24 protein-coding genes are annotated in these 25,894 nt (G+C 39.9%); 13 read left to right on the top strand and 11 right to left on the bottom strand.

Annotated features, from left to right (window positions below; genetic code table 11):
- Positions 1 to 70: 70 nt before the first annotated feature.
- The 3 genes from RIC88_RS06880 to RIC88_RS06870 form a co-directional block, all read right to left on the bottom strand.
- Complete coding sequence (locus RIC88_RS06880) at positions 71 to 2,242, bottom strand: ComEC/Rec2 family competence protein (protein ID WP_350216783.1); 2,172 nt, start codon at positions 2,240 to 2,242, stop codon at positions 71 to 73.
- A 182-nt stretch (positions 2,243 to 2,424) separates the two neighbouring features.
- On the bottom strand, positions 2,425 to 2,850 hold the full coding sequence (locus RIC88_RS06875; RefSeq protein ID WP_350216782.1) for a GNAT family N-acetyltransferase: 426 nt from the start codon (positions 2,848 to 2,850) through the stop codon (positions 2,425 to 2,427).
- Positions 2,828 to 3,793: a PhoH family protein gene (locus RIC88_RS06870; RefSeq protein ID WP_350216781.1), complete on the bottom strand. Its 966-nt coding sequence runs from the start codon at positions 3,791 to 3,793 to the stop codon at positions 2,828 to 2,830. Before RIC88_RS06870 ends, RIC88_RS06875 begins: the two co-directional genes overlap by 23 nt.
- 162 nt (positions 3,794 to 3,955) lie before the next feature.
- Here RIC88_RS06870 and RIC88_RS06865 point away from each other — a divergent pair, with 162 nt between their 5' ends.
- Both RIC88_RS06865 and RIC88_RS06860 read left to right on the top strand, forming a co-directional pair.
- Entirely contained in the window at positions 3,956 to 4,732 is a 777-nt protein-coding gene (locus tag RIC88_RS06865; protein ID WP_350216780.1) for an SAM hydrolase/SAM-dependent halogenase family protein, read from the top strand.
- Positions 4,733 to 4,734: 2 nt separating this feature from the next.
- Complete coding sequence (locus RIC88_RS06860) at positions 4,735 to 5,019, top strand: putative quinol monooxygenase (RefSeq protein WP_350216779.1); 285 nt, start codon at positions 4,735 to 4,737, stop codon at positions 5,017 to 5,019.
- 83 nt (positions 5,020 to 5,102) lie between these two features.
- Here the strand turns inward: RIC88_RS06860 and RIC88_RS06855 are convergent, their stop codons facing one another.
- Positions 5,103 to 7,532 (bottom strand): PspC domain-containing protein, encoded by a 2,430-nt coding sequence (locus tag RIC88_RS06855; protein WP_350216778.1) that lies wholly within the window; start codon positions 7,530 to 7,532, stop codon positions 5,103 to 5,105.
- A gap of 61 nt (positions 7,533 to 7,593) precedes the next feature.
- Positions 7,594 to 7,911 carry a PadR family transcriptional regulator gene (locus RIC88_RS06850; RefSeq protein ID WP_502879997.1) on the bottom strand — a complete coding sequence of 106 codons (318 nt, stop codon included), beginning with the start codon at positions 7,909 to 7,911 and terminating at the stop codon, positions 7,594 to 7,596.
- A gap of 345 nt (positions 7,912 to 8,256) precedes the next feature.
- Here RIC88_RS06850 and RIC88_RS06845 point away from each other — a divergent pair, with 345 nt between their 5' ends.
- The 3 genes from RIC88_RS06845 (at position 8,257) to RIC88_RS06835 (ending at position 14,977) form a co-directional block, all read left to right on the top strand.
- The gene (locus tag RIC88_RS06845) at positions 8,257 to 9,351 is read left to right on the top strand and encodes a putative type IX sorting system protein PorV2 (RefSeq protein ID WP_350216776.1); all 1,095 of its coding nucleotides are present in this window, start codon (positions 8,257 to 8,259) and stop codon (positions 9,349 to 9,351) included.
- Positions 9,338 to 14,305: a putative type IX secretion system sortase PorU2 gene (gene porU2 / locus RIC88_RS06840; protein ID WP_350216775.1), complete on the top strand. Its 4,968-nt coding sequence runs from the start codon at positions 9,338 to 9,340 to the stop codon at positions 14,303 to 14,305. Before RIC88_RS06845 ends, porU2 begins: the two co-directional genes overlap by 14 nt.
- A 216-nt stretch (positions 14,306 to 14,521) precedes the next feature.
- Complete coding sequence (locus tag RIC88_RS06835) at positions 14,522 to 14,977, top strand: phosphatase PAP2 family protein (RefSeq protein ID WP_502879996.1); 456 nt, start codon at positions 14,522 to 14,524, stop codon at positions 14,975 to 14,977.
- Positions 14,978 to 15,027: 50 nt separating this feature from the next.
- Here RIC88_RS06835 and RIC88_RS06830 read toward each other — a convergent pair whose 3' ends face one another.
- The 3 genes from RIC88_RS06830 to RIC88_RS06820 are packed head-to-tail and all read right to left on the bottom strand — an operon-like array spanning position 15,028 to position 17,683.
- Positions 15,028 to 15,324 carry an SCP2 sterol-binding domain-containing protein gene (locus RIC88_RS06830; protein ID WP_350216773.1) on the bottom strand — a complete coding sequence of 99 codons (297 nt, stop codon included), beginning with the start codon at positions 15,322 to 15,324 and terminating at the stop codon, positions 15,028 to 15,030.
- Positions 15,324 to 16,388, bottom strand: coding sequence for a glutaminyl-peptide cyclotransferase (locus RIC88_RS06825; protein ID WP_350216772.1), 1,065 nt, complete (start codon positions 16,386 to 16,388; stop codon positions 15,324 to 15,326). Before RIC88_RS06825 ends, RIC88_RS06830 begins: the two co-directional genes overlap by 1 nt.
- Before the next feature lie 44 nt (positions 16,389 to 16,432).
- Positions 16,433 to 17,683, bottom strand: a complete 1,251-nt coding sequence (locus RIC88_RS06820) for a cation:proton antiporter (RefSeq protein ID WP_350216771.1) — start codon at positions 17,681 to 17,683, stop codon at positions 16,433 to 16,435.
- Positions 17,684 to 17,950: 267 nt separating this feature from the next.
- Here RIC88_RS06820 and RIC88_RS06815 point away from each other — a divergent pair, with 267 nt between their 5' ends.
- The 5 genes from RIC88_RS06815 to RIC88_RS06795 all read left to right on the top strand — a co-directional run bounded on the left by RIC88_RS06815 (position 17,951) and on the right by RIC88_RS06795 (position 21,375).
- Positions 17,951 to 18,475 (top strand): DinB family protein, encoded by a 525-nt coding sequence (locus RIC88_RS06815; RefSeq protein WP_350216770.1) that lies wholly within the window; start codon positions 17,951 to 17,953, stop codon positions 18,473 to 18,475.
- Positions 18,475 to 19,101, top strand: a complete 627-nt coding sequence (locus tag RIC88_RS06810; RefSeq protein ID WP_350216769.1) for an ABC transporter ATP-binding protein — start codon at positions 18,475 to 18,477, stop codon at positions 19,099 to 19,101. Before RIC88_RS06815 ends, RIC88_RS06810 begins: the two co-directional genes overlap by 1 nt.
- On the top strand, positions 19,098 to 20,342 hold the full coding sequence (locus tag RIC88_RS06805) for an ABC transporter permease (RefSeq protein ID WP_350216768.1): 1,245 nt from the start codon (positions 19,098 to 19,100) through the stop codon (positions 20,340 to 20,342). Before RIC88_RS06810 ends, RIC88_RS06805 begins: the two co-directional genes overlap by 4 nt.
- Before the next feature lie 99 nt (positions 20,343 to 20,441).
- Positions 20,442 to 20,957, top strand: coding sequence for a hypothetical protein (locus tag RIC88_RS06800; RefSeq protein WP_350216767.1), 516 nt, complete (start codon positions 20,442 to 20,444; stop codon positions 20,955 to 20,957).
- Positions 20,958 to 20,961: 4 nt separating this feature from the next.
- Positions 20,962 to 21,375 (top strand): hypothetical protein, encoded by a 414-nt coding sequence (locus RIC88_RS06795; RefSeq protein WP_350216766.1) that lies wholly within the window; start codon positions 20,962 to 20,964, stop codon positions 21,373 to 21,375.
- On the opposite strand, the gene RIC88_RS06790 is transcribed toward RIC88_RS06795, so the two are convergent.
- Genes RIC88_RS06790 through RIC88_RS06780 form a run of 3 tightly spaced genes read right to left on the bottom strand, consistent with a single transcriptional unit; the run spans position 21,372 to position 22,962 of the window.
- The gene (locus tag RIC88_RS06790) at positions 21,372 to 21,833 is read right to left on the bottom strand and encodes a c-type cytochrome (protein ID WP_350216765.1); all 462 of its coding nucleotides are present in this window, start codon (positions 21,831 to 21,833) and stop codon (positions 21,372 to 21,374) included. The two genes, RIC88_RS06795 and RIC88_RS06790, sit on opposite strands and share 4 nt — an antisense overlap.
- Positions 21,830 to 22,432, bottom strand: coding sequence for an SCO family protein (locus tag RIC88_RS06785; RefSeq protein WP_350216763.1), 603 nt, complete (start codon positions 22,430 to 22,432; stop codon positions 21,830 to 21,832). The genes RIC88_RS06790 and RIC88_RS06785 overlap by 4 nt, the downstream gene beginning before the upstream one ends.
- Positions 22,429 to 22,962 (bottom strand): CopD family protein, encoded by a 534-nt coding sequence (locus RIC88_RS06780; protein WP_350216762.1) that lies wholly within the window; start codon positions 22,960 to 22,962, stop codon positions 22,429 to 22,431. The genes RIC88_RS06785 and RIC88_RS06780 overlap by 4 nt, the downstream gene beginning before the upstream one ends.
- Before the next feature lie 75 nt (positions 22,963 to 23,037).
- On the opposite strand from RIC88_RS06780, the gene RIC88_RS06775 reads away from it, so the two are divergent.
- Genes RIC88_RS06775 through RIC88_RS06765 form a run of 3 tightly spaced genes read left to right on the top strand, consistent with a single transcriptional unit; the run spans position 23,038 to position 25,873 of the window.
- A complete protein-coding gene (locus tag RIC88_RS06775) occupies positions 23,038 to 23,718 on the top strand; it encodes a Crp/Fnr family transcriptional regulator (RefSeq protein ID WP_350216761.1) in 681 nt (226 codons plus the stop codon).
- A 59-nt stretch (positions 23,719 to 23,777) separates the two neighbouring features.
- The gene (locus RIC88_RS06770; RefSeq protein ID WP_350216759.1) at positions 23,778 to 24,629 is read left to right on the top strand and encodes a hypothetical protein; all 852 of its coding nucleotides are present in this window, start codon (positions 23,778 to 23,780) and stop codon (positions 24,627 to 24,629) included.
- A complete protein-coding gene (locus RIC88_RS06765; protein WP_350216758.1) occupies positions 24,626 to 25,873 on the top strand; it encodes a POTRA domain-containing protein in 1,248 nt (415 codons plus the stop codon). Before RIC88_RS06770 ends, RIC88_RS06765 begins: the two co-directional genes overlap by 4 nt.
- Positions 25,874 to 25,894 lie beyond the last annotated feature (21 nt).

The raw sequence follows: 25,894 nt of genomic DNA, 5'->3' as shown, positions 1-25,894 counted from the left end.
TGCTTTGGTGTAAAACATTAAGTATATACATTTGTGATACTACTAGGCGGTAGTAAGTTTTTTCCCGATGCTAGTCGGGATTGGTGGTGAACAGAGCGGACTGAATTGTCCGCTCTTTTTTTATATCCTTTTTCAAGTCGATTTTTAATGAACCATCCGCTTTCAAGGAATGAATCTTTATGTCAAGGCTGGTAGCCTGATCTTTCATTTTACGAGAATAATAATTAGAATTTCTGTTGCTGATTATGACTGTTTCGAAGGAAAAATGCTCTTTGAGCCATTTTAAACTTTTAATAGCCTGATTGTTAATCACAATAAAATCCGTTTCGATTATCTTTTTGAAGTCAACATGAAAGGTCGTGGAATCAAGTATGAGAAATCGTTTTCCGGCAATCATTCCTGCTTTTATTTCATTAATTTCTTTGAAGCCAGTTGAATCCAAAACTGAAAAAGACTCGGCGATGGGTTGTAAATGAGAGGACAACCTGTGTGGATTAATTTGGAATGAAAGTAATTCTAATTCTTCGTTTTTGAATTCATCAAGATATAACCGTGCCTGATGTCCGTCTATATGGTCTATGGCCAGTTTATTTGATATTTCATAGAACACTAGCTCTTGCCTTTTTGATTGGGCAAGATTGGAAAAGAAGGTCCATCCAATGAAAGTGATAGCTAGTGATGCGGAAACAAAAATTGTCTTAAAGGATCGATAGTGGAATCCGGCAATGAGGGTAAAAACTATAGAGTACGTAAGCAAAAGCCCCATTTGATCTATATAAATCCATTCAATGAGACTGTTTGGAAGTATATCAACATAACTAATCATCTCGTTGATTAGCCACATAAAGTGACCCAGAAGCTGACCAATAACTGTACTTAGTGACTCATAAATTGGTTCAATTATGAGCATGCTCATTCCTCCCACCAACATGATAAATGCAGCTGGTATCACGATTAAATTTGAAGCGAGGAAATATGTTGGGAACTGGTGGAAATAATATACTGAAAGTGGAAACGTGGCTAATTGAGCGGCAATTGAAACACAAGTAATTGCCCAAGCTTTATCAGTAAGCCATAAACGGAAGTCCAAGAGTCGATACAACTTTGGTTGTAGGTATACAATCCCAATAACTGCCGCAAACGATAGTTGAAATCCTACAGAATAGATCAGGTATGGATCAAAAATCAACAATATAAATGCAGCAAATCCTAAAGTGTTATAAATATTCCCCTCTCTCACAGAGGCCTGACTAATGGCTACTAGTGAAAACATTGTTGCTGCTCTTAGTACAGAAGGGCTTAATCCGGTTACAGTCGCATATAGCCAAATAATGAAAACACTTATGAATCCAAAGGCATACTTTCCCCATTTTCCGTATGCTCTAAGTCGACCAAGGAAGAGCTTTATGATCAGAAAAATGATCCCTACGTGCAGACCAGAAACTGCAAGTACGTGCATTGCTCCAGCGGATGAATATGCTTGCTTCACATCATTATCCAAATAATCCTTGATGCCAATAAGCAGAGCTTTTGCGATCCCATTTTCACGCGGGTTTTGTATGTTTTTATCTATTGTTTGTGCGGCTACCTCACGAAGCGAATATGCCCAACTTAAAAATCGATTTTGCGGGTAATTACCGTTGACCTTAATATCACTCGTTTTAACAAAAGCGTGGCTGTAAATATTTTGTCTTTTTAGGTAAAGTTGGTAGTTAAACTCATCTGGATTATCAGGTCCTGGAACGGGGTAGAATCCACCATAAATGTTGAGTTGATCTCCATATTTAAGTGAATTGCCTGAACTATCTTTTCTAACGTATAAATGGATAATACCTTCGGTTAGGTGAATGGAATCAGATTTTGTAATAACCTGATCAAGCTCAAAATCGAAGCGATAGTGGTTGGTTCTTTCATTGACCGGACTAGCAATTGTGCCTGAAAAGCCAAGAATATCAGCATTAAGATTGGTGTAATGAGAGGTTGTGTGATTATGGTAGATGAACTTAGTAAAGCATCCGCCTATAAAAAAGATGATAGAAATAGCTAGCGTTCCGTTTAGGAGTCTCAGTTTATAAAAGCCAAACTTATGAGAGAGAATTACCAGTATCGAATAACTAAGAAAGCCCAAACACAATGTTATTATCGACTTAGTCCATAAACTGGAGAAGTGATCGAAGCTAAAAATGCCTAAAATGAGTGCGATCGTAAGTCGCACAAAGGGATATGAATTCCAAAAATACATGCCGATGCATGATAAAGATGTTTAGGTTTTCTTTAAAATGCAACTAACGCTATTGAAGAATTATTTGTAAGTATGTTGTATTCCAGTTCTGTTACCATGACAGTACAATTTATAACTCTCGTCATGTACAGACTTCCGAAGTTCTAAAACTTCGGAAGTCTAAAAGATGGAAGAATTCTGCTCTACAACTCCCTCCACATCAAATAATGCATGATCCCGCACTCATCAAACTGGTCGCCTTTGGTTTGAAATCCAAATTTTAAATAAAGCGGGACGGCAGTTAGTTGTGCATGTAGATATAAGAAAGTGCCTTTGTCTGCATTTTGGGAAATATGATCTATCACTGATTGTACAATGGAAGTGCCAAGTCCCTTTCCTCGCCACTCTTTCTTAGCGGTAAATCGTTCAAGTTTAATCCCCTTTTCTGTATATCTCCAGCGTGCTGAACCAATTGGATCATCGTTTTCATCTAGCGCTACAAAGTGGTATGATTCATCTTCAAATTCATCGAACTCTTCTTCTCGTGATACCTGCTGTTCAACTACAAAAACTTCTTCACGAATTTCAAAAGCTTTCTTTTTTAGCTCATCGGTTGTTACCAGAGTCACCCTGTAGGTCATATTGATTATATGCTTTTATGATTGCTTTTACGAGTTTATGACGCACCACATCACGATCGTCGAGCTGGACAAACCCAATACCGTTTACTTCTTTGAGTACTTTCATGGTTTCAATCAATCCCGAAGTTTGCTTTTTAGGAAGGTCAATTTGCGATACATCACCGGTAATGATCACCTTGGATTGTGGCCCCATCCGTGTCAAAAACATTTTGATCTGCATGGGAGTGGTGTTTTGAGCTTCATCCAAAAGCACATAGGCGTCATTTAATGTTCTTCCACGCATGTAAGCAAGTGGCGCAATTTCTACTACCCCATTTTCCTGATAGTACCTCAGCTTTTCTGATGGAATCATATCACGGAGTGCATCGTAGATAGGTCGAAGGTACGGATCGATCTTTTCCTTCAGATCTCCAGGCAGAAACCCCAGATTCTCACCGGCTTCTACCGCTGGTCTTGTGATGATGATCTTCTTTACTTCTTTGTTTTTTAGTGCCCGTACAGCTAACGCTACTGATATATAAGTTTTACCGGTTCCTGCAGGACCGATTGCAAAAACTAAGTCATTCTTCTCAACTGCAGAAACAAGTTTTTTCTGATTTACTGTCTTTGGTACTATCCGAAAGCCTCTGGTACCGTGAACCAAAACAGCTGAATCTTTATTGGCATCAATTGTGTTTTCTTCATTGTCCACAAAATCTTTTACGTTTTCTGCTGTCACTTTTCCATATTCATGGTAGTGAGCTAAAAGCGAGTTTAAAATTTCGTTGATTTTAAGGATTTGCGGCGCGGATCCTTTGATCCTTATTTCATTGCCACGGCTCACAATTTTGCTATCCGGGAAGGCCGTAGCAATGGTTTTGATGTTCTGGTTTTCAATTCCAAGGAAATCAACCAGAGAAACGTTTTCAAGTGTAATTATTTTTTCCAGCAATCGATATTTCAGTTAATCCTTCGAATGTAAATCATTTATGGAACACAATATTTTTTCCAAATTTCATTGCGATTTTTTGTGATAAACCTAGTGGTTTAAAAACTCACTGTGTGAGTAAAATATATAGCTTTGTGAGAGCAAATGTAAGCTGAATTCCTGCAAATGGCGATAATCACCTTCATGTCTGATTTTGGGACAACAGACCACTATGTGGCTGCTGTGAAGGCCGCTATTGTCTCAGAATCACCCTCTCAAACCATTACCGATATTACACATGATATCAGACCATTTGATATCTCACATGCTGCTAATGTCCTTCGTAATGTATACAAGGATTTTCCAGGTAAAACGGTTCATATTGTGGCTGTGGATGCTATGCGAGAAAAGTCAAGGACACTAGCCATTGAAATGGACGGACATGTTTTTTTGGGTTTTGATTCGGGTCTTTTTAGCCTTATTTCACCTAAAAAGCCAGATCAAATCGCAGAACTTGAAAATGGTGAATCTACTTTTCCAGCTAAGGATGTTTTAGCAAAAGCCGCACTAAGGCTGGCCAATGGTAAGACGCTTAAGGATGTAGGTACAATCGTGGAAGGAATGACGGAATTGTATGCACGTCAGCTTAAAGTGACTAAGCGGGAGATTTCAGGACATGTGATTATGGTGGATCATTATGGAAACCTGATGACCAATATCAATAAAGAGGAGTTTGAGAAAATACTGGAAATCAATGGGGCAGGAGTGAGGTATTCCATTCGCTTTGGCAGGGAGCAATTTCAGCATCTTCATAACTATTTTAGTGAGGTTGAATCCGGAGATTGCTTTGTATTATTCAACTCTTCAGGTAATCTTCAAATAGGAATTAACAAAGGGAATGCTTCCGAGTTATTAGGCCTGTCGGTTGACTCGCCTGTGCTCATTGAATTTGCAAACGGATAATTATGCTCATACGAATCGTACGGATGGATTTCAAACCTGAAAAAGTGAAGGATTTTTTGAAGCTCTTCGAAAAAGTGGAAAACAAGATTAAAGCCTTCCCCGGTTGTTCACATCTGGAGCTTTGCAAGGATGCAAAACTGGATCACGTTTATTACACTTTCAGCAAATGGCAAGGAGAAGAGGATCTACAAAAATATCGGCAGTCTGAATTTTTTGAAGATACCTGGGCTAAAACGAAAGTATTGTTTGGTGGGAAGCCTCTGGCTTATTCGTTAAATCCACAATAAAAAAATCCCTCGCCCGACCAAAAGCGAGGGATACCAAAACCTAAATGACTGAGCCAATGGGCTCGTGACCAGTTTAGATATTTTTAATCTTTTCTTATGGAGCTAAGTCCGTTGCTTTCTGATGAAACTCTGGCGTCTCCACGGTAGCGAATCTTGCTAGCTCCCGATGCATCAGCCTCCAACTCATTTTTTACATACACTTTGGCGGTAGAAGCTCCGGAGGCCGTAATATCTGCATCATCTACTGTAAAGCTGAAAGCATTCAATTCGGACGCTCCATTTAAATCAGCTTTTAAATCATCCCCTCTTCCCACCAAGATGAGTTCGGAAGCTCCGCTGAGATCCACTTGAAAATATGCAGCATTTACATCTGCCCAAACTTCTGATGCACCTTCAATGTCAAATGTCATTTCAGATTCTGAGAAATCCCGCACCTCTCCGGTACAGGCACCAGTTGCTTTTAAATACTCAAGATTTGGCATTGTAATAAATACCTTGATTTTATCTTTTCTTTTCCGGTTTTTCCACCAGTCTGTATCTTTCCCATATCGTATTTCCAGCTCATCCCCGCTTTGACTTAAATAGACATCATCCAAATCATCGTCAACTCCTTCAAGCCTCACAGAATATTCATCGCCTCGAATAATGTCAAAATCAAACAAAGAAATGAGTGATATCTCATTGAAATCCTGGAATGCATATTCTTCAGCATCTGACCCAAATGATCCCCTATTGTACGAGCTCCTGTTGGAGTTATCACAGGTTAAACACTTTAGACCTGATTCGTCAAATACCCATTCATTATCACCCAAATCGCGCGAATCGTAATCATGAATCCAAAGCGTATTTCTGAGTATTTCTCTTAAATCATAATCCATACGGAATACTTTGCCGTAGGGAACATAGAAGGTAGCGGACACATCCTGAAACCTAAACGGAGCATCTCCAAACGTGATTTCAGAGTCGAAATAAAAAACATTTCCATCTTGCGTCACCACATAATCAACAGCCTCACCATTTTCTTTGGCGTTGGTTCTTGAGTATCCTCTTGCATCAAATTCCATTTCCAGCAGATAGGCTGTTGTATCTTCATGTCCTCGAATCTTAAGATCTACACTATTATATGTGTCCCAATCCAGATCATTAAGTTTCAGCTCTGTTATTCCTTCAGTTACAGTAAATGTCCGCTCTTCTTTGAAAGTGCTTTCTACACTAAAATCTCTAATAATGGTAGGTACGGAGATAGCCAGACCGATCATACCGATGAGCCACAACCCAAACAAACTCCAGGCGACCAACGCATTTGTTACTTTCTTCTTCAGAATGACCATTAGGCCAACTAAGAGTATAGCTAATGATGGTACCATTGAGGTTAGATAGGAAGAGATAATAGCAATTGTACTCATTGAGCTGAATAGCTCCCTTGCCGGGAAATCTCCAAATTGTACCCAGGTTTCCATAGCACCTCCTACACCTAGTAAAACTGCAAGCGAAATAGTGAAACATATCATTAGGACGAAACCAAGGAAGACAAGGAATACACCCAAACCAATTCTCAAGGCCTCTACGGCGAACTTTAAAAGTGGACCCAAAACTTCGCCAAGCGCCTTGAATATCATGGCGATCAGTCGGAAAGGGAATAAAAGGATTTTCACAAATACATTTTCATCTCCTTCTTTTACATTCAGGCTTTTCTTAACATTCTCCTCGATGTTAGAAATTGTCACAGGCTCTCCCTGCATTTGCATTTTTTCAGTGATAGACTTGGCTTCAGGTGTAATTATCCAGAGGATTAAGTAAACAAGTAAGCCGGCACCACCCAGAAATATGGAGATGACAAATAGCACCCTTATTACCACAGGATCCGTCCCAAAATAAGAAGCGATACCACCGGATACACCACCAAGCACACGATCATCGGTATTTCTGAAGAGCTTTTTGATTGCCTTATCATCTTCTAGTTTTTCACTGGCGGGAACTGCTATCCATAGAATGATATAGGTTAGAAGAATGAATCCACTTAATCCCCAGAAAAAGATGTTGAATAAGAATGCAAGCATTAGTAATCTCACCCAAATAGGATCAATTCCGAAGTAGTTTGCTATACCTGCTGCTACACCACCAATGACTTTTCGCTTGGCATCTCTGTACAAGCGTTTTGCTTTTTCCTGTGTGCCTTTAGGCTCTTCTTTCTCTTCTTTTTCCTCAGCTTCAGTTTCTTCTGCTTTTTCTTCAGGCTCAACTTCAATAGACGCCTCAAAATCTTTTGTGGTACCCATCGTAGCAATCAAATCTTTCACGTCTACGCTTGTGATGATCTGCTTGCCTTCATCGAGTTTGGAAAGGAATATTTCAGCAATTCTACCTTCGATATCATCAATGATTTCTTTGCTGTCTTCGAAAGATGAGAAGTATTTATTGACTGAATCTAGGTAGTTTTTCAGTTTATCATATCCATCTTCCTCGATGTGAAATATGATACCGCCAATGTTGATACTTATATTCTTTTTCATGTGTATTGTCTTTTTAGTTGAGTCTCAATTAGGTCTTTCCTTGATGGATAGGCTTGACTCATCATTTCTTCTTGGTGTTTTTATTAGCGATGATTTTTTTAGTGGAGTTTACCAGTTCAGTCCAGGTCTGATCCAGACCGCCTAGAAAATCTTCACCATCCTTTGTTAGCGTATAATATTTTCGTGGAGGTCCTGATTGCGATTCTACCCACTTGTAATCTACTAAACCGGCTTTTCTTAACCGAGTCAGCAAAGGGTACAAAGTTCCCTCCACTACCATGATTTTGGCTGAGGTCAGTTCCACCAGCATATCGGAAGCATATACTTCTCCTCTGGAGATGATATGCAAAATGCAAAACTCCAGAATCCCCTTCCTCATTTGAACTTGTGTATTTTCAATATTCATATGTCTTTCTCTTTATTAAAAAACCATATGGAATTCGTCCTTTCATTTTTGGACTCATTTCATGTGCTCTCATTTCGGTCAAACTTTTATTTAGACATGGTAGGTTTCGGTTCTGTATACGTAAAGGTACTATGTATGGCCAAGTACTTTCAATAAAATTATCCGGAACCCGTAATATTCTTTATTTATTCATATACTATATTTAAAAAGTTCAATAAAATAGACTTTTTGCCTTTTGTCGTATATAAGTCAGAATTCAACGATCTCTTTTATTTCAATAGAATGGCTATAGCTAAATTGCGATTGATAAGAGTTTGTATGAGGTATTTTTTAGTTGCTATTCTTAGTCTTGGAATCGTGTGTGTCGGAATGGCACAGGACGAAAGCGAATCCCGTGATAATACGCCAAAGTATAGCAATGAATTCATGAATATCGGTGTAAGTGCGCGTTCATTTGGAATGGGCTTTACGGCCGTTTCATTTGTGGATGATGTGACCGCCGGATATTGGAATCCTGCAGGGTTAAACAACCTTGGTTCGGATCACCAAATGGCTCTAATGCATTCATCCTATTTTGGAGGCCTGGCAAATTACGATTATGCTGCTTTTGCCACTTCCGTAGATGAAAAAAGTAAAATAGCCTTTTCAGTTATTCGTTTTGCAGTGGATGACATTCCAGATACCCGTTTCTTGGTTGATGTCAATGGCTCAATCAACTATGACAATATTCAATTTTTTTCATCGGCTGATTATGGCTTTCTAGTTTCCTACGCCAGGGAGCTTCCGGTTTGGGGTGGTTTAGATGTTGGGGGTAACCTGAAAGTTATTCACAGGACAGTTGGTAGTTTTTCGAAAGCCTGGGGCTTTGGTTTTGATGTTGGCGCTCAGAAAGAGATCAATCAATGGAAGTTGGGTTTGGTAGCCAGAGATATTCTAGGAACTTTCAATGCCTGGTCACATAACGCCGCTGAGGTTGAGGAGATTTATGCATTAACTGGAAATGATGTCCCGGTAAATTCGGTAGAGGTGACATTACCAAGACTAATAATAGGTGGATCCCGGGAATTTGATATCAGCCAACACTTTGGAGCAATGGCATCCATTGATCTTGATATGACTTTTGACGGGGAAAGAAATACGTTGGTACATTCTTCAGTTATATCTCTTGATCCGAAGGCCGGGGTTGAATTTGATTATAAGCGGATTGGTTTTTTACGATTTGGAGTAAATCAGTTTCAACAAATAAAAGATTTTGATGGAACTACCTCATGGACTTATCAGCCCAACCTTGGGGTAGGTGTTAGTATAAAAGAGCTGACTATTGATTATGCATTAACAGACATTGGGGATTTAGCTCCAGGTCTTTTCTCTCATGTTTTTTCAATAAAAGTAGATTTCAATGTGGAGGAATAAACTCATAGCGATATTATTCTTTTCAGCGACATCTGCTGTCGGGCAGGTGGGAAATGAATGGATTGACTTTGCGCAATCGTATTATAAAATCAAGGTAGCTGAGGATGGATTTTACCGGGTCAATCAGGAACAATTGCAAGCGATTGGATTCCCCTCTCAAATTGATGCCGACAGAATCCAACTCTTTAGAAGGGGTCAGGAAGTGGCGATAAATGTGAGCAAAAATGATGATTTTACATTGAATTACTTTGAGTTTTATGGCTTAAAAAACGATGGTGAGAGTGATACTCCGCTGTATGATGCGGGAGATCAACCCCACACATTTTATAGTCTATTTGCAGATACAGCCAGCTATTTTCTAACCTATAAACTTGGAAGTGGAAATGGAAAGCGAATGGTTTTTTCTTCAGATAAAAATGCCACTGGATTATCACCAGAACCTTACCACATTGCGGATTCGATACAGATTTTCACTAGCAACTACGCAGCTGGAGTAAAGTTCGGTTCCGGTTCTGCATTCAGTCTGAGTAAATACGATGATGGCGAAGGATGGACAGGAAATTTTCAATCTAAAAATGCAACAAAGGATTTCAGCTTTCTTCTGGAGGACTATGAATCCTCGGGTACCAATCCTACTCTTGAGATGGTTATAATTGGAGGGAACAGCCTCACTCACAATGTGGAAATCAGTATTGGCCCGAATGCAAGCTCGTTGGGAGTCCTTTCAAACGTTGAGTTTGATGGCTGGGGTAAAACTTTTTTCTCAGGATCATTTACAAACGCGAGCGTTGGTGCTGGGGGAGAATTGGTAGTGAGAGCTACTGCAAAAGGCTTTCCTGAAGTTTCAGAAAGGATATCTGTAGCCTATGTCAGAGTAAAATATCCCCAGTCAATAAACTTGGGTGTCAACGAGAATAAGATATTCACATTGAATAACCCATCACAGTCAAAAGCATGGATGCACATTTCCACATCTAATGCATCAAGTACACGAATCTTTGATGTTTCTGACCCTTACAACGCCATCAGAATCGCAACAACTAATTTCTCTGATAGGGTAGAAGCTGTTATTCCGAATGCCATTCAGGGGAAGGAGATTTTAACTGTAACGACTCCATTGACAGCACCTGTTATCGAGCCGATTACATTACCCGAATACAATCTTGGAAACAAGGACTATTTGATCATTACTCATCCTGACTTACGAGGGGCAGGAGACCCAGTAGAAGATTATAAGGATTATCGTGAATCGGCAACTGGGGGAGCATATAGTATTCAGATTGGAAATATCGATGATCTTTTCAACTTATATAGTTACGGTGATCCTTCACCTTTGGCCATTCGGAATTTTATTATTGATGCTAATAATCAAAATCCTATTCAAAATGTCTTCATTATTGGGAAGGGATTTACACTGAACACCAACTATTATCGTGGAGATCAAATGGCGGTTAATGTGCCGACTTATGGCCTGCCCGGAAGTGATTTGATGTATACACTAGGAATTGGAGGTGATCCTGATTTGCCTGGCATACCGGTCGGGAGATTAAATGCTTTTACTACTTCTGATGTAACAGCCTACTTAAACAAGGTAATAGAAATGGAGGCTCTTCCATTTGATGATCTTTTCAGAAAGGATTTCTTGCAATTAAGCGGAGGTTTGACAGAATCTGAGATCAACAGTTTCACCAATTTCATCCAAGGCTTCACCTCCATTTTAATAGATGATTTTATTGGTGGGAGAGCATTCAATACCGGGAAAAAGACAAGTGATGCGGTTGAATTTGTAGATGTGACTGATAGAGTGAATAAGGGGGTCGGGTACATCACATTTTTTGGACACTCAAGCGGGACCGTTACAGATATTGAAATAGGTAGAGTCAGCGATGCTTCTTTCGGCTTTTCAAATCAGGGCAAGTATCCACTTTTCCTCGTCAATGGTTGTAAAGCAGGGGAGATTTTTGGCAGTGGTTTCACTTTCGGAGAAGACTGGCTCAACACCCCGAACTTAGGAGCGATCGGTTTTATCGCTCATTCAGATGTTGCACTTTCTTCCACGTTGAAAAGATGGAGTGATCTCTTTTATGGACTAGGGTTTGGTGATGATGTCTATATAGGTGAGACAGTAGGAAATGTGATAGTGGAAACGTCTAGTAGATATGCTGCTCAATATGGAACCAGTGATGTGAATTTGACACAAATACAACAAATGGTCTTGCAGGGAGATCCGGCATATAAAATTTTTGGAGCTGAATTTCCTGATTATCAGATCGAGGATAATTCATTAAGTGCATCCGCTATAGGTGCTAATGTAATTTTAGCTACACAGGATTCATTTAAAATTGACGTGATTGTTAAAAACTTTGGCAGGACTGTTCAGGATTCATTGTTCGTGGAGGTTACCCGAACGTTTGTGGATGGCTCACAGCAGGTTTATTTAAAAGAATTCGAGCGACCATTACGGCAGGATACGCTGGAGTTTTTCATTCCGAATGACCTTCTTAAAGATAATGAAGGATTGAATTTGTTTTCAGTTGTTTTAGATCCATTGAATGAAACTGAAGAACTCAACGAAACAAATAATTCGGCTTCTTTAGAAGTTCCGATATTCAGCGGAAATACCGTTCACCTTTTCCCAATAGACAATGGCACTCAATCAAACTCTTCAGTTAACTTCATTTGGCAGTCCAGTAATTTATTAGAAGAAGAGCGTGCCTATCAATTAGAGATTGATACGCAACCTGATTTTTTCGGACCAAACCAACGGCAGTTTACCGTTTCAGGTGAGGTGCTCCTTTCTCACGCATTCGATTTTTCTGTCTTCTCATTGCCTGACACATCCACTGTTTATTGGAGAACCAGGTATGCCAATGTAAGTGCTGATGAAACTAATGAATGGGTTGAGTCTTCTTTCACGCTGATCAATAACATAGGAGAAGGTTGGGGCCAATACAGGCCGGATCAGATCGAAGGAAATAATGTTACTGGAGTGAAGTACAATGGCGTAACCAACAATTGGGAGTTTTTAGAAAATGTGACGCCTATAGACATTTTCACGTTTGGAGTAGACAATACTACCTATTCTTATGAAGATATGGAAGCCATTATAGGTGGTCTTGATTTCTTCGTAACCTCGAACACCATTGATCCAACTTGCGCTACAAATACTTTTAATGCGATTGCATTTGATAAGGAAAGTGGTGATCCATACAAACCAATAGAAACAACAGCAAGGGATGTGGAAAACAATGAAGTTTGTGGCAGGCTGCCACAGCGCATTTATCAGTTTGATGAAGCAGATATGATAGGTACCGAGAGAAGATTTCAGGTGTTGGTTGATAACATGCGTGATGGAGATATGATTGTTATGTTCAATATCGGGAACGTAGTTTACTCCAATTGGGATGCACAAGTTACTTCGACCTTAGAATCTCTTGGGGTGAGTTTAGGAACAATTGCTTCTTTGACGGATGGACAACCGGTTATTTTTCTTGGGAGAAAAGGAGCTGATCCTGGGACCGCAACCACTGTTATTGACAATGGATCCGCTACGCCAGTAACCGAGCAAAGTATCGAACTTCAGGATGATGTAACAGGCAAATTTGTGAGCGGAGCATTCAAGAGTAAAAGGATAGGGCCATCTAAAAGTTGGGATGCGTTTACATATAGTATTTCTGAAGAGACCAACGATAACATAACCATTGAACTGAAGGGGATTGACAAAGATGGTAATCTGACCACCCTCGAATCTAGAGCACGGACAGAATCCATAGATGTTTCTACAGTAGATCCAATCCTCTATCCTCAAATGGAATTGACTTTCACTTTTGAAGATGAGACCGATCAAACACCAGCCCAGTTGAATTTTTGGGAATTGAACTATCAATATCCTCCTGACGGAATATTGCTCCCGGCTGATAAATCATTAATGACAATTAAGGAAGGTGAGCCAATTTCCCGGCCTTTTAATTTCCTGAACCTCTCAGCTATTGATTTTTCAGATTCGTTGAGTGTTATGGCAACTTTAGTCAACCAACAATCAGGAGAAATACTGGAATCCAGCTTCAAGATTACTCCACCTGCAAGTGGTGATACCACAAGCTTCAGTACTGATTTCCCATCATTTGAAATGGATGGACGAAATAGCCTGATTGTAGAAGTGATGGCAAATGAAAATGAAGCGTATACTTCAAACAACCGACTCACTTTAGCTAACCTCATTGAAGTGGAAGCGGACGAGACCAACCCCGTAATTGATGTTACATTTGATGGGTATCATATTTTAGATGGAGATATAGTTTCTCCTAATCCAAACATTGTCGTAAAGATGAGGGATGATAATCCATTTATTTTCAAGACAGATACAGTGGGAATTAATATTTCATTGAAATTACCTGGTGAAGAGAGCCAGTTTCAGCGGGTAAATTTCTCTGATCCGCGTTTGACGTATACGCTGGCAACTGAAAATCAGGATTTTCAGATTTCATATCAACCGGGACCATTGGAAGACGGGATGCACTCCATCCAGATTCAGGCGCAGGATGAGTCAGGAAATGAAGCAGGCACAGAGCCATATCAGATTAATTTTGAGGTAATTAATGAATCAACGGTTACCCATTTTTATCCGTACCCAAATCCATTCTCTACCAGGTGTAGGTTCGTTTTCACACTGACAGGAAGCGAAATTCCGGATCAAATAAAAATTCAGATAATGACCGTGACCGGTAGAGTGGTGAGGGAAATAACCCAGGACGAGATAGGGCCGATCAGAATCGGAAATAATATTACAAGTTATGCCTGGGATGGTCGGGATGAATACGGAGATCAGCTTGCAAATGGGGTGTACTTCTATAAAGTTTTCATAAACTCTGAAGGTAATGCGCTGAAGCAAAGAGCTACCAGTGCCGATCGGGCATTTAAACATGGATTTGGCAAACTGTATATCTTGCGTTAGTCTATGATTAATCGCTTAAAAAACGCAAGTCTTTTTTACATCCCTTACCTTATTCTATTTGGGTTGTCTGTCGTTTTTTATTTCTATCAAAGTCATGGTGATTTCGTTATTTGGCTCAATAGTCTTCACAATCCGGTTTGGGATATCTTTTTTAAATATTGGACCCATACAGGCAGTGTTTACTTTTTTACTGCGATTTGTATTTTATTGATTTTTTTGAATAGACGATTTGGGTTCATTCTTGCTCTTATTGGAATTTCAGTATTAACAATTTCCCTGTTTTTTAAATTCATTCTATTTCCGGAGGCGCCCAGACCTATTATATATTTTGAACCGGGTCTTTTACATATTGTAAGTGGGGTGGATGTATTGAGTATGAACTCCTTCCCTTCAGGACATGCTATGGCAGCATTTGCCTTAGGGGCGTTCATGTCTTTGATGCTTCAAAGCAATAATTATTCATCCATGTTTTTGATTGGCGCAAGCCTTACAGCTCTCTCCAGGATTTACTTGTCTCAACACTTTTTAATTGATGTAATGGCAGGTTCACTAATAGGAGTCATAATGGCTACAGGGCTTTACATCTATTTTGAAAAATACTTAAATAGGGAAAATCTCGGAAACGATAATACGCCTGATGAAGATTTGGAGGCGATGGATCTAAATGATTGAGAATAAAAGCCTCAAATAGAGGCTCTTCAATTTTCTTCGTTTGCTAATCCTTAAAAGAGTGCGGTCAACTTCATAGCAGCACCTTTGTCTCCCTCAATTTTTAATTTCCCACTCATAAAGGCCATCATCACGTTAAGATCACCGGATAAAATTTTGTTGAAATTTTCTGCACTCATTTTTATAGCAAATGGAGCCTCTCTTTCTTCATTTACCACAACCGTGGGTGATACAGTATCATCCAGATGAACTACCCCTTCATCAAACTTAAAGTTTGCTTTTCCTTGAAACTGTCCACTATGTTTATCAGCTAGTTTTTGGATTTTGCCTGTAATTTCCTCTAATGTCATTATTGTATGGTTTTTGGTTGAAAAGTCACTTCAAATAGTTTAGGCCACCATTTACCGGTTACGTAAATCTGCCCCGTTGTTTCATCATGTGCGATTCCATTAAGGACATCCGCATCTTTCGCTTCTTCACTGGTTAGCATGCCGGTACAATCTATTCTCCGGAGCACTTCACCGGTTTCAGGATCCACCACTACAAGATAATCTTCCTGATAAACATTAGCATAAACCAACCCGTCAATCACCTCCAGTTCATTGAGTGAGTCTACTTTGCCATTATCGTCGTATACCTCAAGCTCACGCTGGATGGTAAAGCTTTTTGGTTCGACAAAGTAAAGTTTCTCAGTCTCGTCAGTTAAAATCAATTCCTCACCTAAGGTTGTCAGCCCCCACCCCTCAACCGTATAGTTAAAGGTTCGAATCTGCTCCATCTCTTGATTGTAAACAAAGCCCTGACCTGCAGTCCAGGTCAGCTGATAAAATTCATCGTTAATTACTGCTAGCCCTTCACCAAATAAATTGGAAGCAAGATTGACCACTTTCAAAGCTTCACCGGTTTTGAGGTCTTTCTTTTTAAATGTTGAGTGGCCCTTCTGTCCTGTACTCTCGTATAAAACTCCGTCTTTTATCAGGAGTCCCTGCGTATAGTCTTCTGTGTCATGCGGATAGGTGTTCACCACAGTATAGGTGTATTCTTCAGGTTTATTCTCAGGAAGAATGACCACATTCCGGTAGTGTGTTTCAGAATTTTCCCCGCTATAAGCTTTTATAAGTAACCTCCAGGAACCAACCCGTCGATTTGGAATATCTACTTCAAAATTCAGATCGCTAAAAACGACATTCTCATCGCCAACAGATACTTCAATGGAGTCTATCGGGAACTCATCTGTAGTGGCCATAGAAACAGGAATGCTGGAACCTCTGGTAAAGTTTTGATTCTGTGATGGGCTTTCAATGCTGGTCGATTTTCGAATCCTTGGTGAGGATGGTTTTTCAGTTTCTCCTTTATTGTCTTTACAACCAAATAAGATCGCAAAGACAAGACACACATAGCTAAGTCTTATCATGCCATAAATTTAGCAAGATACGTCAGAAGAGATAGCAAGGTTATTTATGTATTACTCTTACTTCCGGCAGACCTCATGAGCGTGGGAACAGTCAATCCTTGATAAAGAACTGAACACACCACTACAATGTAGGTCATTGTGACTATGACATCTTTTCCATGAAACTCAGTAAGGGATAGCGAAAGTGCAATCGGCAATCCTCCACGTAAAGCGCCCCAGGTTAGTACGGAAATAGTATTTGGCGCAAAATGATTTTTTACGGACATCATTTTAATAGGAACGAAGACACTCGTCCATCTTCCGAATAAAACAATACATATCGCGAAAAATCCTGCTGCTATGAAATCTAACCTGAGATCCAAAACGAGCATTTCAAGCCCAATGAGCACGAAAAGCATGGCACTGAAAGTTTCTTCCAGAAGTTTCCAGAATTTGAACACATAGTCACCGGCAGCACTGGCCACATGGGTGCTTTTTCCTTCATTTCCTATCACCAGCCCCATTACAACCGCTGCTTGTTTGGCAGAAACGTGAATGAAATCAGCTAATTGTGAACCAACCAGGACAAGAGCTAAAGTGATCAATACCTCTACTTCAACCGCATCATTGTCTACATATTTCAGCAAACGGTAGCCAATGTAGCCCAATAGTAGCCCGATGAAAATACCACCCCCAACATCAGCGATTACGATATAGATCGTCTCAAACACGGTCAGTGTATGATCTTCGCCCGCATGGGCAATATCTAATAGTGTTAGTGCCAGCACTACGGCAATTCCATCATTGAACAATGATTCTCCGGCAATTTTTATTTCAAGCTCTTTGGATAAATTAAATCTCTTGATTGTTCGTGTTACAGCAATCGGATCAGTAGGTGAAATCAATGCTCCGAATACCAGACAGTAAAGAAAATCCAAATGGATATTCATGGCGTCCAGCATGAAATATACCCCGGTACCGATCACAAGCGTAGAAATAAGCACTCCTACAATCGCAAGTACAAGAACAGAGCTTCGCTGACTACTTAATTTCCTAAAATCTATATTCAGAGCTCCTGAAAAGAGCATGAAAGTCAAAACGATTTGATAGAGCACCTCCTCAAATTCATACTCCTTCACATGCTCTGCCAGGTGCAGTTCTGGGAATACATTCCCAACAATTAAGACAAAAAAGGAAAGTACCAATGCCATAATCATCAATCCAATTGATGATGGCAGTTTCAGGTAAAAAGTGTTTATGAAAATAAACGCTCCTGAAAGGAAGATAAATAAGGCGATAATGTCGAGAATACTCACTTCCGTGCAATTTAAAGGTGATTCAACGCAATATTAATTTTAAAAACTAACAGTACGAACAATAATACAAGCGTATGAGAGTAACTTTTTGTATCTGATCTATCACAAGAATACATCAGGTGATTGTAGAATACTTTATAATTTGGTACTTCTTTTAGTACCACCTTTGGTTAAAAGGGTTTATTTGGTGGGTTATACCTTATAAAAGGCTGATTTACAGGAACGAAGATAACTTTTTTTATATTTTTCAGCAAAAAATGAATATCGGTGAAAAATAGGATAAACGAAAAGCTGAAAAGGCTGAATGCTGAAACGGAGAAAATCTATGATTCGCTGAATGGTATTCCAGCTGAAAAATTAAGTGATCACACGTACGGATGGAGCATTATCCAGGTTTTTTCTCATCTGAATGACGCAGAAACCGCCTCATTGAAATACATGCAAAAGAAAGTACACGCTGGAGACAGAATGAAGGAATCAGGAATGGGCAATGCTTTTCGAATGTGGTGGACCAATCAGGCCTTAAAGAGTTCATTGAAATGGGGTGCGCCTTCCTACATTTCTGACCCTCCTGAATATGAATTCGAAGAGATTAAGAAGAAGTGGGCTGAAACTCGAAAGGCCATTCAGATGTTTGTAGATGAATACCCTGAGCAATGGATGAATAAGCTTGTGTATAAACATCCGATGGGCGGGAGGCAAAACCTGGAAAGAGCTGTTGACTCATTTATTTATCACCAAATTCATCATGTTCATCAAATCAAGAGAATAAAAAAGCAACTGGGAATTTAATGCTGCGAATCAAAGGACTAAAGCATTCCTATGATGGAAGCTCAACAATTGACTATCCGGATTGGGAGGTTGAAAAAGGAAATCACGGAATTATATTAGGAAACTCAGGAAGTGGCAAAACGACACTTTTGCATCTGATAGGAGGATTAATGCCTCCAAAAGAGGGTTTATTGGAAGTAGGAGGAGAAAACCTTTCCGAAAAATCAAATGCCAAACTCGACCGATTTCGGGGAGAAAACATTGGGATTGTCTTTCAGAAACCGCACTTGGTAAGGTCTCTAACAGTGAAGGAGAACCTGACCTTATCCCAATACCTGGGGCAGAAAAAAACGGATGGTAAACGAGCTGAAGAGGTACTTGCTCAACTGGGAATAAAGGATTTAAAAAATAGAAAAATCCATCAGATCAGTCAGGGACAAGCACAGCGTGTTTCGATAGCTAGAGCAGTTATCAACTCACCAAAACTTTTATTGGCTGATGAGCCCACAGCAAGTCTGGACGATGAAAATTGTAAAAAAGTAATTGATCTACTTAAGTCACAAGCAGAGGAAACAGGAGCTACCCTTATTGTTGCTACCCACGATCATCGCGTGAAAAGTGAATTTAAAAACGAGCTGGACTTATGAATCTATTTTCACTCAGCATTAAAAACGTTTTTGCTAAGCCACTCAGCTCATTGCTAAGTGTGCTGCTTTTTGGATTTGGAGTGGCAATCATCGTTTCCATTTTGCTCACCAGCACATTTCTGAAGAATGAAATCAACAAAAATGCCCAAGGTATTGATCTGGTTGTAGGGGCAAAAGGAAGTCCTTTGCAAATTATTCTTGCAAGTATTTTCCATATAGACTTCCCTACGGGGAATATTTCATTGGAGGATGCGAATAATCTCACAAGAAATAGGCTGGTAGCCTCAGCAATTCCATTGTCGCTAGGGGATAGTTATCAGGGTTATCGGATAGTAGGAACAACCCGAGAATATCCACAGCTTTATGAAGCTAGCCTCGCTGAAGGTGCATGGTTTGGCAGTGAAATGACTGCCACTGTAGGATCTACAATTGCAAAAAACCTTGGAATCAATGTTGGGGATCAACTGAAAAGTGCACACGGTTTGTCGGAAGGAGCAGGAGGGCATGAAGAGCATCCTTTTGAGGTGGTTGGCATTATGGCGTCTACAGGCTCTGTCATGGATCAATTGATTTTGGTTTCAGTGCAAAGCGTATGGGAAGTACACGGCAATCATGAGGAGCATGATCATGAAGAGGGAGGCAATCATCATGAACTGGTGTCTCTGGATCGACTGGGACTGGAAGTGACCAATGAACAATTAGAAAATGAGGACATTACTTCATTGCTATTAAAATATCGTTCACCAATGGCAGCTGTTCAGCTGCCAAGAATTGTCAATGGAACCAGCAACTTACAAGCAGCTTCACCCCCATACGAAACCGCACGACTGTTTAATATCATTGGAGTAGGAGTAGATGTGGTGAATGTACTGGGGCTTGTAATCATCATTCTGAGTGCCACAAGTGTTTTTATTGCATTGATCAATTCACTAAAAGAGCGTAAATACGAATTGGCGATCATGCGCTCGATGGGAGCAAGCCAACTGAAAATCTTTTTGCTGATTCTCACAGAAGGAATTGTACTTACAATCATCGGAAGCCTGTGTGGATTTGGTTTAGCACATGCCGGATTTGGTATTTTAACTAACTCCATGGAACAAATCCAGACGAGTGGAATGTTTTTTGTGACTGACGAATACTATGTGATGTTGGGAAGCCTTGTAGTTGGTATTTTTGCCTCGATCATTCCGGCATTTCTTGCGTATAAGTCAGATATCTCGGAAACGCTTTCAAAAGCTTAGGATAACCGCTGAGCGCACGGAGATTGCACTGAGAAAACGGAGACAAGAAATATCAGGTTACACTCAGATTTCTCTCGTGTAAAGGAAAATTAAAATATTATGAAGAAACTGACATTAGATTTAGGAATAGGTAAGATCGACTTTCAAGTCACAAACTCACTGATCTCAATGGTTAACAAAAGAGGATGCTTAATCCTTTTCACTCTTTTGTTTTCTGTTGGAGCCACTGCTCAATTCACCAATTCCAGCAAAAACTGGGAAACAATGGCAGATGTGAAATACGAAAAATCACAGGATGAATACGGTGAAATCTATGTGCCTAAGTTTGGTGATGATGTACGAAAAATGAGTGGTAAGACAGTTTCATTGAAAGGGTTCATCATTCCTTTTGAGGGCATGTTCGAGCCTAAACACATCATCATTTCTTCTCTCCCTATCGCTGCATGTTTTTTCTGTGGAGGTAGTGGACCTGAGACGGTAGCAGAAGCTTACCTCAAAGAAGAAGTGAAGTACACTGCTAAACCTGTGACGGTGACCGGAAGGCTAGAGCTCAACGATACCGATTACGATCAACTCATGTACATCCTCAAAGACGCTGAAGTAAAAATCGATTAATCAAATGAAAAACCTATCCCTACTATTAATCATTCTTTTGACTGCATGCGGAACAGCTAAAGAAAACCAATCAGACGAGATTACCCTTGATAGTCTTAAAAGTGAAGTGCTATCCATTCACGATGAAGTGATGCCTAAAATGAGTGAGCTGAGAAGAACCAGAAAAGATCTTTTGCTTCAGGCAGATTCATTGATTGAGAGCAATCCTGATCGTGCTGCAATGCTCACCACAGCAGCAGATGAAATAGGTGATGCGAATGAAAGCATGATGCAGTGGATGCGGGATTATGAGCCTGAGTTTGAAGGCACAGATGAAGAAATCAGAAAATACCTGGAAGAACAGAAAAAATCCATTCAGCAGGTTAAGGAAAACATGAATGGGTCGCTCGCGAAAGGGAAAGAGATTTTAGAGGATTAATACTCCTCAGCACACTCATCTATCCATTTATCTACATCCTTAACTCCGATTAATCCGCCCTCATTACCCCATGCGTTAGCGATAAACGTGAGTACTTCGGCTACTTCAAGGTTTGTGATAGGATTGCCCGGCATCATCTGATTGTAGGTTACTCCATTTACCACAATCTCTTTGCTCTGCCCATTTTTAATGATGCAGGCTGCTCTTGGAAGATTTTCCAATAAATAATCAGATCCTGCTAAGGGAGGATACAAGGAAGCGAGTCCTTTTCCATCCTGTTGGTGACAGTTGGCACAATAAGTAGCGTAAACTTTTGCTCCCTGTACCTGATACTGCTTTAAGCGTATCTCGTCCCTTGAGCTAAGTCCTGATTTTTCCTCCTCCTGCTTCTCTTTTCCACCTCCACATCCAAAAAGTAGAACAGCAATAAATCCTATTACAAAATATCTATTTCTCATTCGTTCAATAATTTTTCAATATCATTCATCAGAACATCCACTTGCTCAGGGACTGTGCCATCATAAAAACCTCTGATTCTTCTGTTTTTATCCACCAGCAAGAATGCGCCGGAGTGAATATATCCACCGGGAGCATCAGCATCTTCGTCCGCAATGGACAAGTAACTTTTTTCTGCCAGATCATAGATGTCATCCTGATCTCCAGTCACAAACTTCCATTTATCCGAGCTCACACCCAACCTTTCTGCGTAATCTTTGAGGAGAGCGACCGTGTCATAGGTTGGATCGATGGTGTGAGAAAGAATTGCCACTTCAGGATTATCTTCAAATTTTCCATAAACCCGAAGCATCTGTGCCTTCATCTTCGGACAGATGGTTGGACAGGATGTGAAGAAAAAATCGGCTACATATATTTTGTCATTAAACGTCTCATTTGTCACGATACTGCTATCCTGGTCTACCAGTTGGAAATCCTGGATGGTGTGATAAATGGTGTCGTTTTCTTCATAAACTGTATTGCCAAGGACAGGAAGTTTTTCTGAGGAGGTCTGCTGATCGCAGGCAATCAGGATAATCAATAGAAATGTTAGTTTTTTCATTTAGACCGTAATCTTTTGTAGAGTTTAATCGCAATCATTAATACGATCGCAAAACTAATAAGTCCCATCGTGCCCCATATCCAGCTGAGCTCATTCTTCAATACAATCAAAAACACAATTGCAAAAAGTATTAACGTAGCTGCTTCGTTAAAAACGCGCAATTGAATGGAACTGTACTTTGCAGTTCCTTTTTGAAGCTGCCTGAAAATGCTATGACATCCCAGGTGATATAAAATCAACAGAAACACAAATCCCAGCTTAATATGCATGAAAGGCATTTTTAGCCACGAAGGCTGACTAACCAATAGCGATGTGCCCAGGATTATTGTTATAATAGCAGATGGCCAGGTAATGATGTACCACAGCTTTCTGCTCATCAGGGCAAGCTGTTTGGATAGAATAGATCGATCCGGTTCGGGTTTCTCCAGGGCTTCCGTGTGATAAATGAAAAGTCTTACGATATAAAACAATCCGGCAAACCAGGTTATTACGAATATGATATGAAGAGCTTTCAGATATAAATAATCCATTCGGGAGCTTTTTAGTTATAATTGTTGTTAACCCGTGGTTGTTGCAAATTTGCATAATCCCGACATCACAAAATCATGAGCGCCGAAAGAAATCTATGGTATTTTGAAGACACGGACCTATTCGAGGTTTTGTGTCCAAAGAAGACTCCTTACATGGAGGATCAGCATACTCCCGGAGTATATAAGAAAGATGATTTCATCTATTTCAAAGATCAGTCTTCCGAAAACATTTACATGGTCTCATATGGTCGTGTGAAAATAGGAACCTACGGTCCGGATGGTAAGGAAATTGTAAAAGCCATTCTGACACGGGGAGAAATTTTTGGCGAACTGGCACTAGCCGGGGAAGAAAAACGACAGGATTTTGCACAGGCTATGGATAATGACACGCGTGTATGTGCCATGACCATTGATGATTTACAGAATTTGATGCTGGACAACAAAGAGCTCAGCTTCAAGATTTTGAAAATCGTGGGTTTCCGTTTGCGTAAAATGGAGCGCAAAATTGAATCACTGGTATTTAAAGATGCCCGAACGAGAATTGTGGAGTTTTTACGAGAAATGGCGGAAGAAAAGGGGCAAAAAGTAGGTTTTGAGATGATGATCAAAAATCATCTAACCCATAAAGACATTGCCAGCCTCACTGGGACATCCAGACAAACGGTAACCACTGTCATGAATGAGCTGAGAGAAAAGAACCTGATCACCTTTGATAGAAGACGAATCCTGATCCGGGATTTAGAGAAGCTGGCGTAATTGTCTTTGGGTTGACCGATGTTTATGTGACTTACACGTTTCTTTGTTCGAAAAAAGAAATGAGAATCACGCTGATCACCTTGTTTTTATTGGTTTCTACAGCGATCCACTCGCAAAGTAACCTTCAGAATTATACCCCATCCATTTTGTTTAAAAAAGGGGATTGGGAGTATAAAACTTTCCAAAACTTATACACTCAGACAAAACAATTTGATTCTGATGGCATCAAACTTTCCAAAGGTTTTCGAGAAACGTTTTTCACATCCATCAACCAATTTCTATATGGTTTAAATGATCAGGTTAATGTGGGTTTTGATGTTTGGCTTAAGACCTCTAATAATTCTGCAGATAACTTCAATTCTTCTACTGGTTTAACAGGTATTGGACCCAAGATAAAAGTTGCTCCATTTAAGAATATCCCAAGACTTTCAATTCAAAGCACTTTTCTATTCAATACGGCTGATGATTCGGAAGGAGCGTCTGGTACCAGGTATTTCCTTGAATGGGATGCAAACCTGTGGTTGAATCAGGTGTTTTTTGACATGCTATTGAGCGATAAATCGCAATTGTTTTTTCAACAGGCCTTTTGGTATCGTTTGGTAAAGGATGGATCCTCCGTTGAGAATAACTTTCTTGAAACACAAACGAGTATTTTTTATAGTTACTTTCCAACAAGCCGATGGACCGTTTATGGTATGAGTGAATATTTTCCTCGTCACTATGATCTTAATGGGGAAGCAGCTTCAGCTTTTTTTTCTTATTTTATTCAATCCGGCATTGGACTCAAATATCAGCTAGTTCCTAATTTGATAGAGCTGGAAGGCCTATACACCAACTTCTGGAATGGGAGCGAAGGAGAAGGTGCCGGGGAAACGATAAATTTGGGCATCCGGTTGATACACCAAAAGTGAAAAACATTGCAATAGTTGTATTTGCTTTTTTGAACGTTCTCCATTCCCATTCACAAGAGATCAATTCCGTTCAATTGGTTGGGTTGAAGAAAACCGAACCTTCCTATTTACAACAGTTTATATCTATTAGGATTGGCGATCAATTGGACTCTGTTCAACTTCAGGTCACTAAGCAGCGTCTGTCTAATCTCGAAATGTTTTCAGATGTTTCATTTGACGTTGAATCCAAAAATGACGGGGTAGGAGTTGTTTTCACTTTTCAAGAGCTCTACACCCTCTTGCCCATTTTCAGTTTTGGTGGAATTGAAGAAAATTTTTGGATTCAGCTAGGAGCTTCAGAAGTAAATCTGGATGGGAGGGGGAATAAGTTGACAGCCTACTATCAATATTACGACCGTAGCTCTCTGGCTGTCCATCTTACTTTCGATCGAATTAAGCAAAGTGACTGGGGGGTCAACCTTAATATAATAAAGTGGTCTACGCTGGAACCATTGTTCTTTTCCGATCAGACAGTAGAGTATGAGTACGATAACTATACGATTGGAACTAATTTAATTCGCCACTTCAATTTTACGGATCGAGTGGAGTTTGGTGCTGCATTTTTTACGGAGGACTATAGGAAATTCACATCTGGAAGTATAGAGGGTGCTCCTGATAAAGTGGATAAAAATAAACTTTTAGGAAAAGCAATATTTGTTTGGAATCGTGTGGATTATCATTTTCACTACCTTGAAGGATTCCACAATCAACTTAACCTTCAAACGGTACATTCATTAGACACTGACCCTGCATTTTATATCGCATTCAATGATATTAAGAACTTTTGGAGGAGCGGCGACAGAGGGAATTTTGCATCACGATTGAGGTTGGGTTTAAGTACAAACGAAGAAAGCCCTTTTGCCCCTTTTGTTTTGGATAGTTATCTGAACATTCGTGGGGTGGGAAATAGAGTGGATAGGGGTACAGGAGCTATCATTCTTAATGCAGAATATCGACATACCCTTTTGGACAAAAATAAGGTAGCAATTCAAGGAGTTATTTTCTCTGACTCTGGCTCCTGGCGTAATCCGGGAGGTGATTTTGCTGACTTTGCTGATTCTCAGAATTTTGTATTTTTCTCGGGAGGAGGATTTCGGTTTATTCACAAGAAAATCTACAATGCAATATTTCGAATCGATTATGGATTTAACCTACAAAAACCAGAGGTCAATGGTTTTGTACTTGGAATTGGGCAATACTTTTAAATGAGACACCTGTAACCTTCC

It is taken from the genome of Ekhidna sp., assembly GCF_040220215.1.
In the GTDB taxonomy this organism is placed as follows: Bacteria; Bacteroidota; Bacteroidia; order Cytophagales; family Cyclobacteriaceae; genus Ekhidna.
Note: the sequence above shows the minus strand (reverse complement) of the source record. Positions and strands in the feature narration are given on the sequence as shown.

Bases quoted from the DNA above. Each gene is read 5' to 3' on its own strand.
- RIC88_RS06785 (WP_350216763.1), bottom strand. From the start codon at position 22,432: ATGAAAAAACTAACATTTCTATTGATTATCCTGATTGCCTGCGATCAG.
- RIC88_RS06770 (WP_350216759.1), top strand. From the start codon at position 23,778: ATGAGAATCACGCTGATCACCTTGTTTTTATTGGTTTCTACAGCGATC.
- RIC88_RS06800 (WP_350216767.1), top strand. From the start codon at position 20,442: ATGAAGAAACTGACATTAGATTTAGGAATAGGTAAGATCGACTTTCAA.
- RIC88_RS06825 (WP_350216772.1), bottom strand. From the start codon at position 16,388: ATGATAAGACTTAGCTATGTGTGTCTTGTCTTTGCGATCTTATTTGGT.
- RIC88_RS06855 (WP_350216778.1), bottom strand. From the start codon at position 7,532: ATGAAAAAGAATATAAGTATCAACATTGGCGGTATCATATTTCACATC.
- RIC88_RS06845 (WP_350216776.1), top strand. From the start codon at position 8,257: ATGAGGTATTTTTTAGTTGCTATTCTTAGTCTTGGAATCGTGTGTGTC.
- RIC88_RS06795 (WP_350216766.1), top strand. From the start codon at position 20,962: ATGAAAAACCTATCCCTACTATTAATCATTCTTTTGACTGCATGCGGA.
- RIC88_RS06860 (WP_350216779.1), top strand. From the start codon at position 4,735: ATGCTCATACGAATCGTACGGATGGATTTCAAACCTGAAAAAGTGAAG.
- RIC88_RS06805 (WP_350216768.1), top strand. From the start codon at position 19,098: ATGAATCTATTTTCACTCAGCATTAAAAACGTTTTTGCTAAGCCACTC.
- porU2 (WP_350216775.1), top strand. From the start codon at position 9,338: ATGTGGAGGAATAAACTCATAGCGATATTATTCTTTTCAGCGACATCT.
- RIC88_RS06865 (WP_350216780.1), top strand. From the start codon at position 3,956: ATGGCGATAATCACCTTCATGTCTGATTTTGGGACAACAGACCACTAT.
- RIC88_RS06850 (WP_502879997.1), bottom strand. From the start codon at position 7,911: ATGAGGAAGGGGATTCTGGAGTTTTGCATTTTGCATATCATCTCCAGA.
- RIC88_RS06775 (WP_350216761.1), top strand. From the start codon at position 23,038: ATGAGCGCCGAAAGAAATCTATGGTATTTTGAAGACACGGACCTATTC.
- RIC88_RS06880 (WP_350216783.1), bottom strand. From the start codon at position 2,242: ATGTATTTTTGGAATTCATATCCCTTTGTGCGACTTACGATCGCACTC.
- RIC88_RS06780 (WP_350216762.1), bottom strand. From the start codon at position 22,962: ATGGATTATTTATATCTGAAAGCTCTTCATATCATATTCGTAATAACC.
- RIC88_RS06790 (WP_350216765.1), bottom strand. From the start codon at position 21,833: ATGAGAAATAGATATTTTGTAATAGGATTTATTGCTGTTCTACTTTTT.
- RIC88_RS06810 (WP_350216769.1), top strand. From the start codon at position 18,475: ATGCTGCGAATCAAAGGACTAAAGCATTCCTATGATGGAAGCTCAACA.
- RIC88_RS06830 (WP_350216773.1), bottom strand. From the start codon at position 15,324: ATGACATTAGAGGAAATTACAGGCAAAATCCAAAAACTAGCTGATAAA.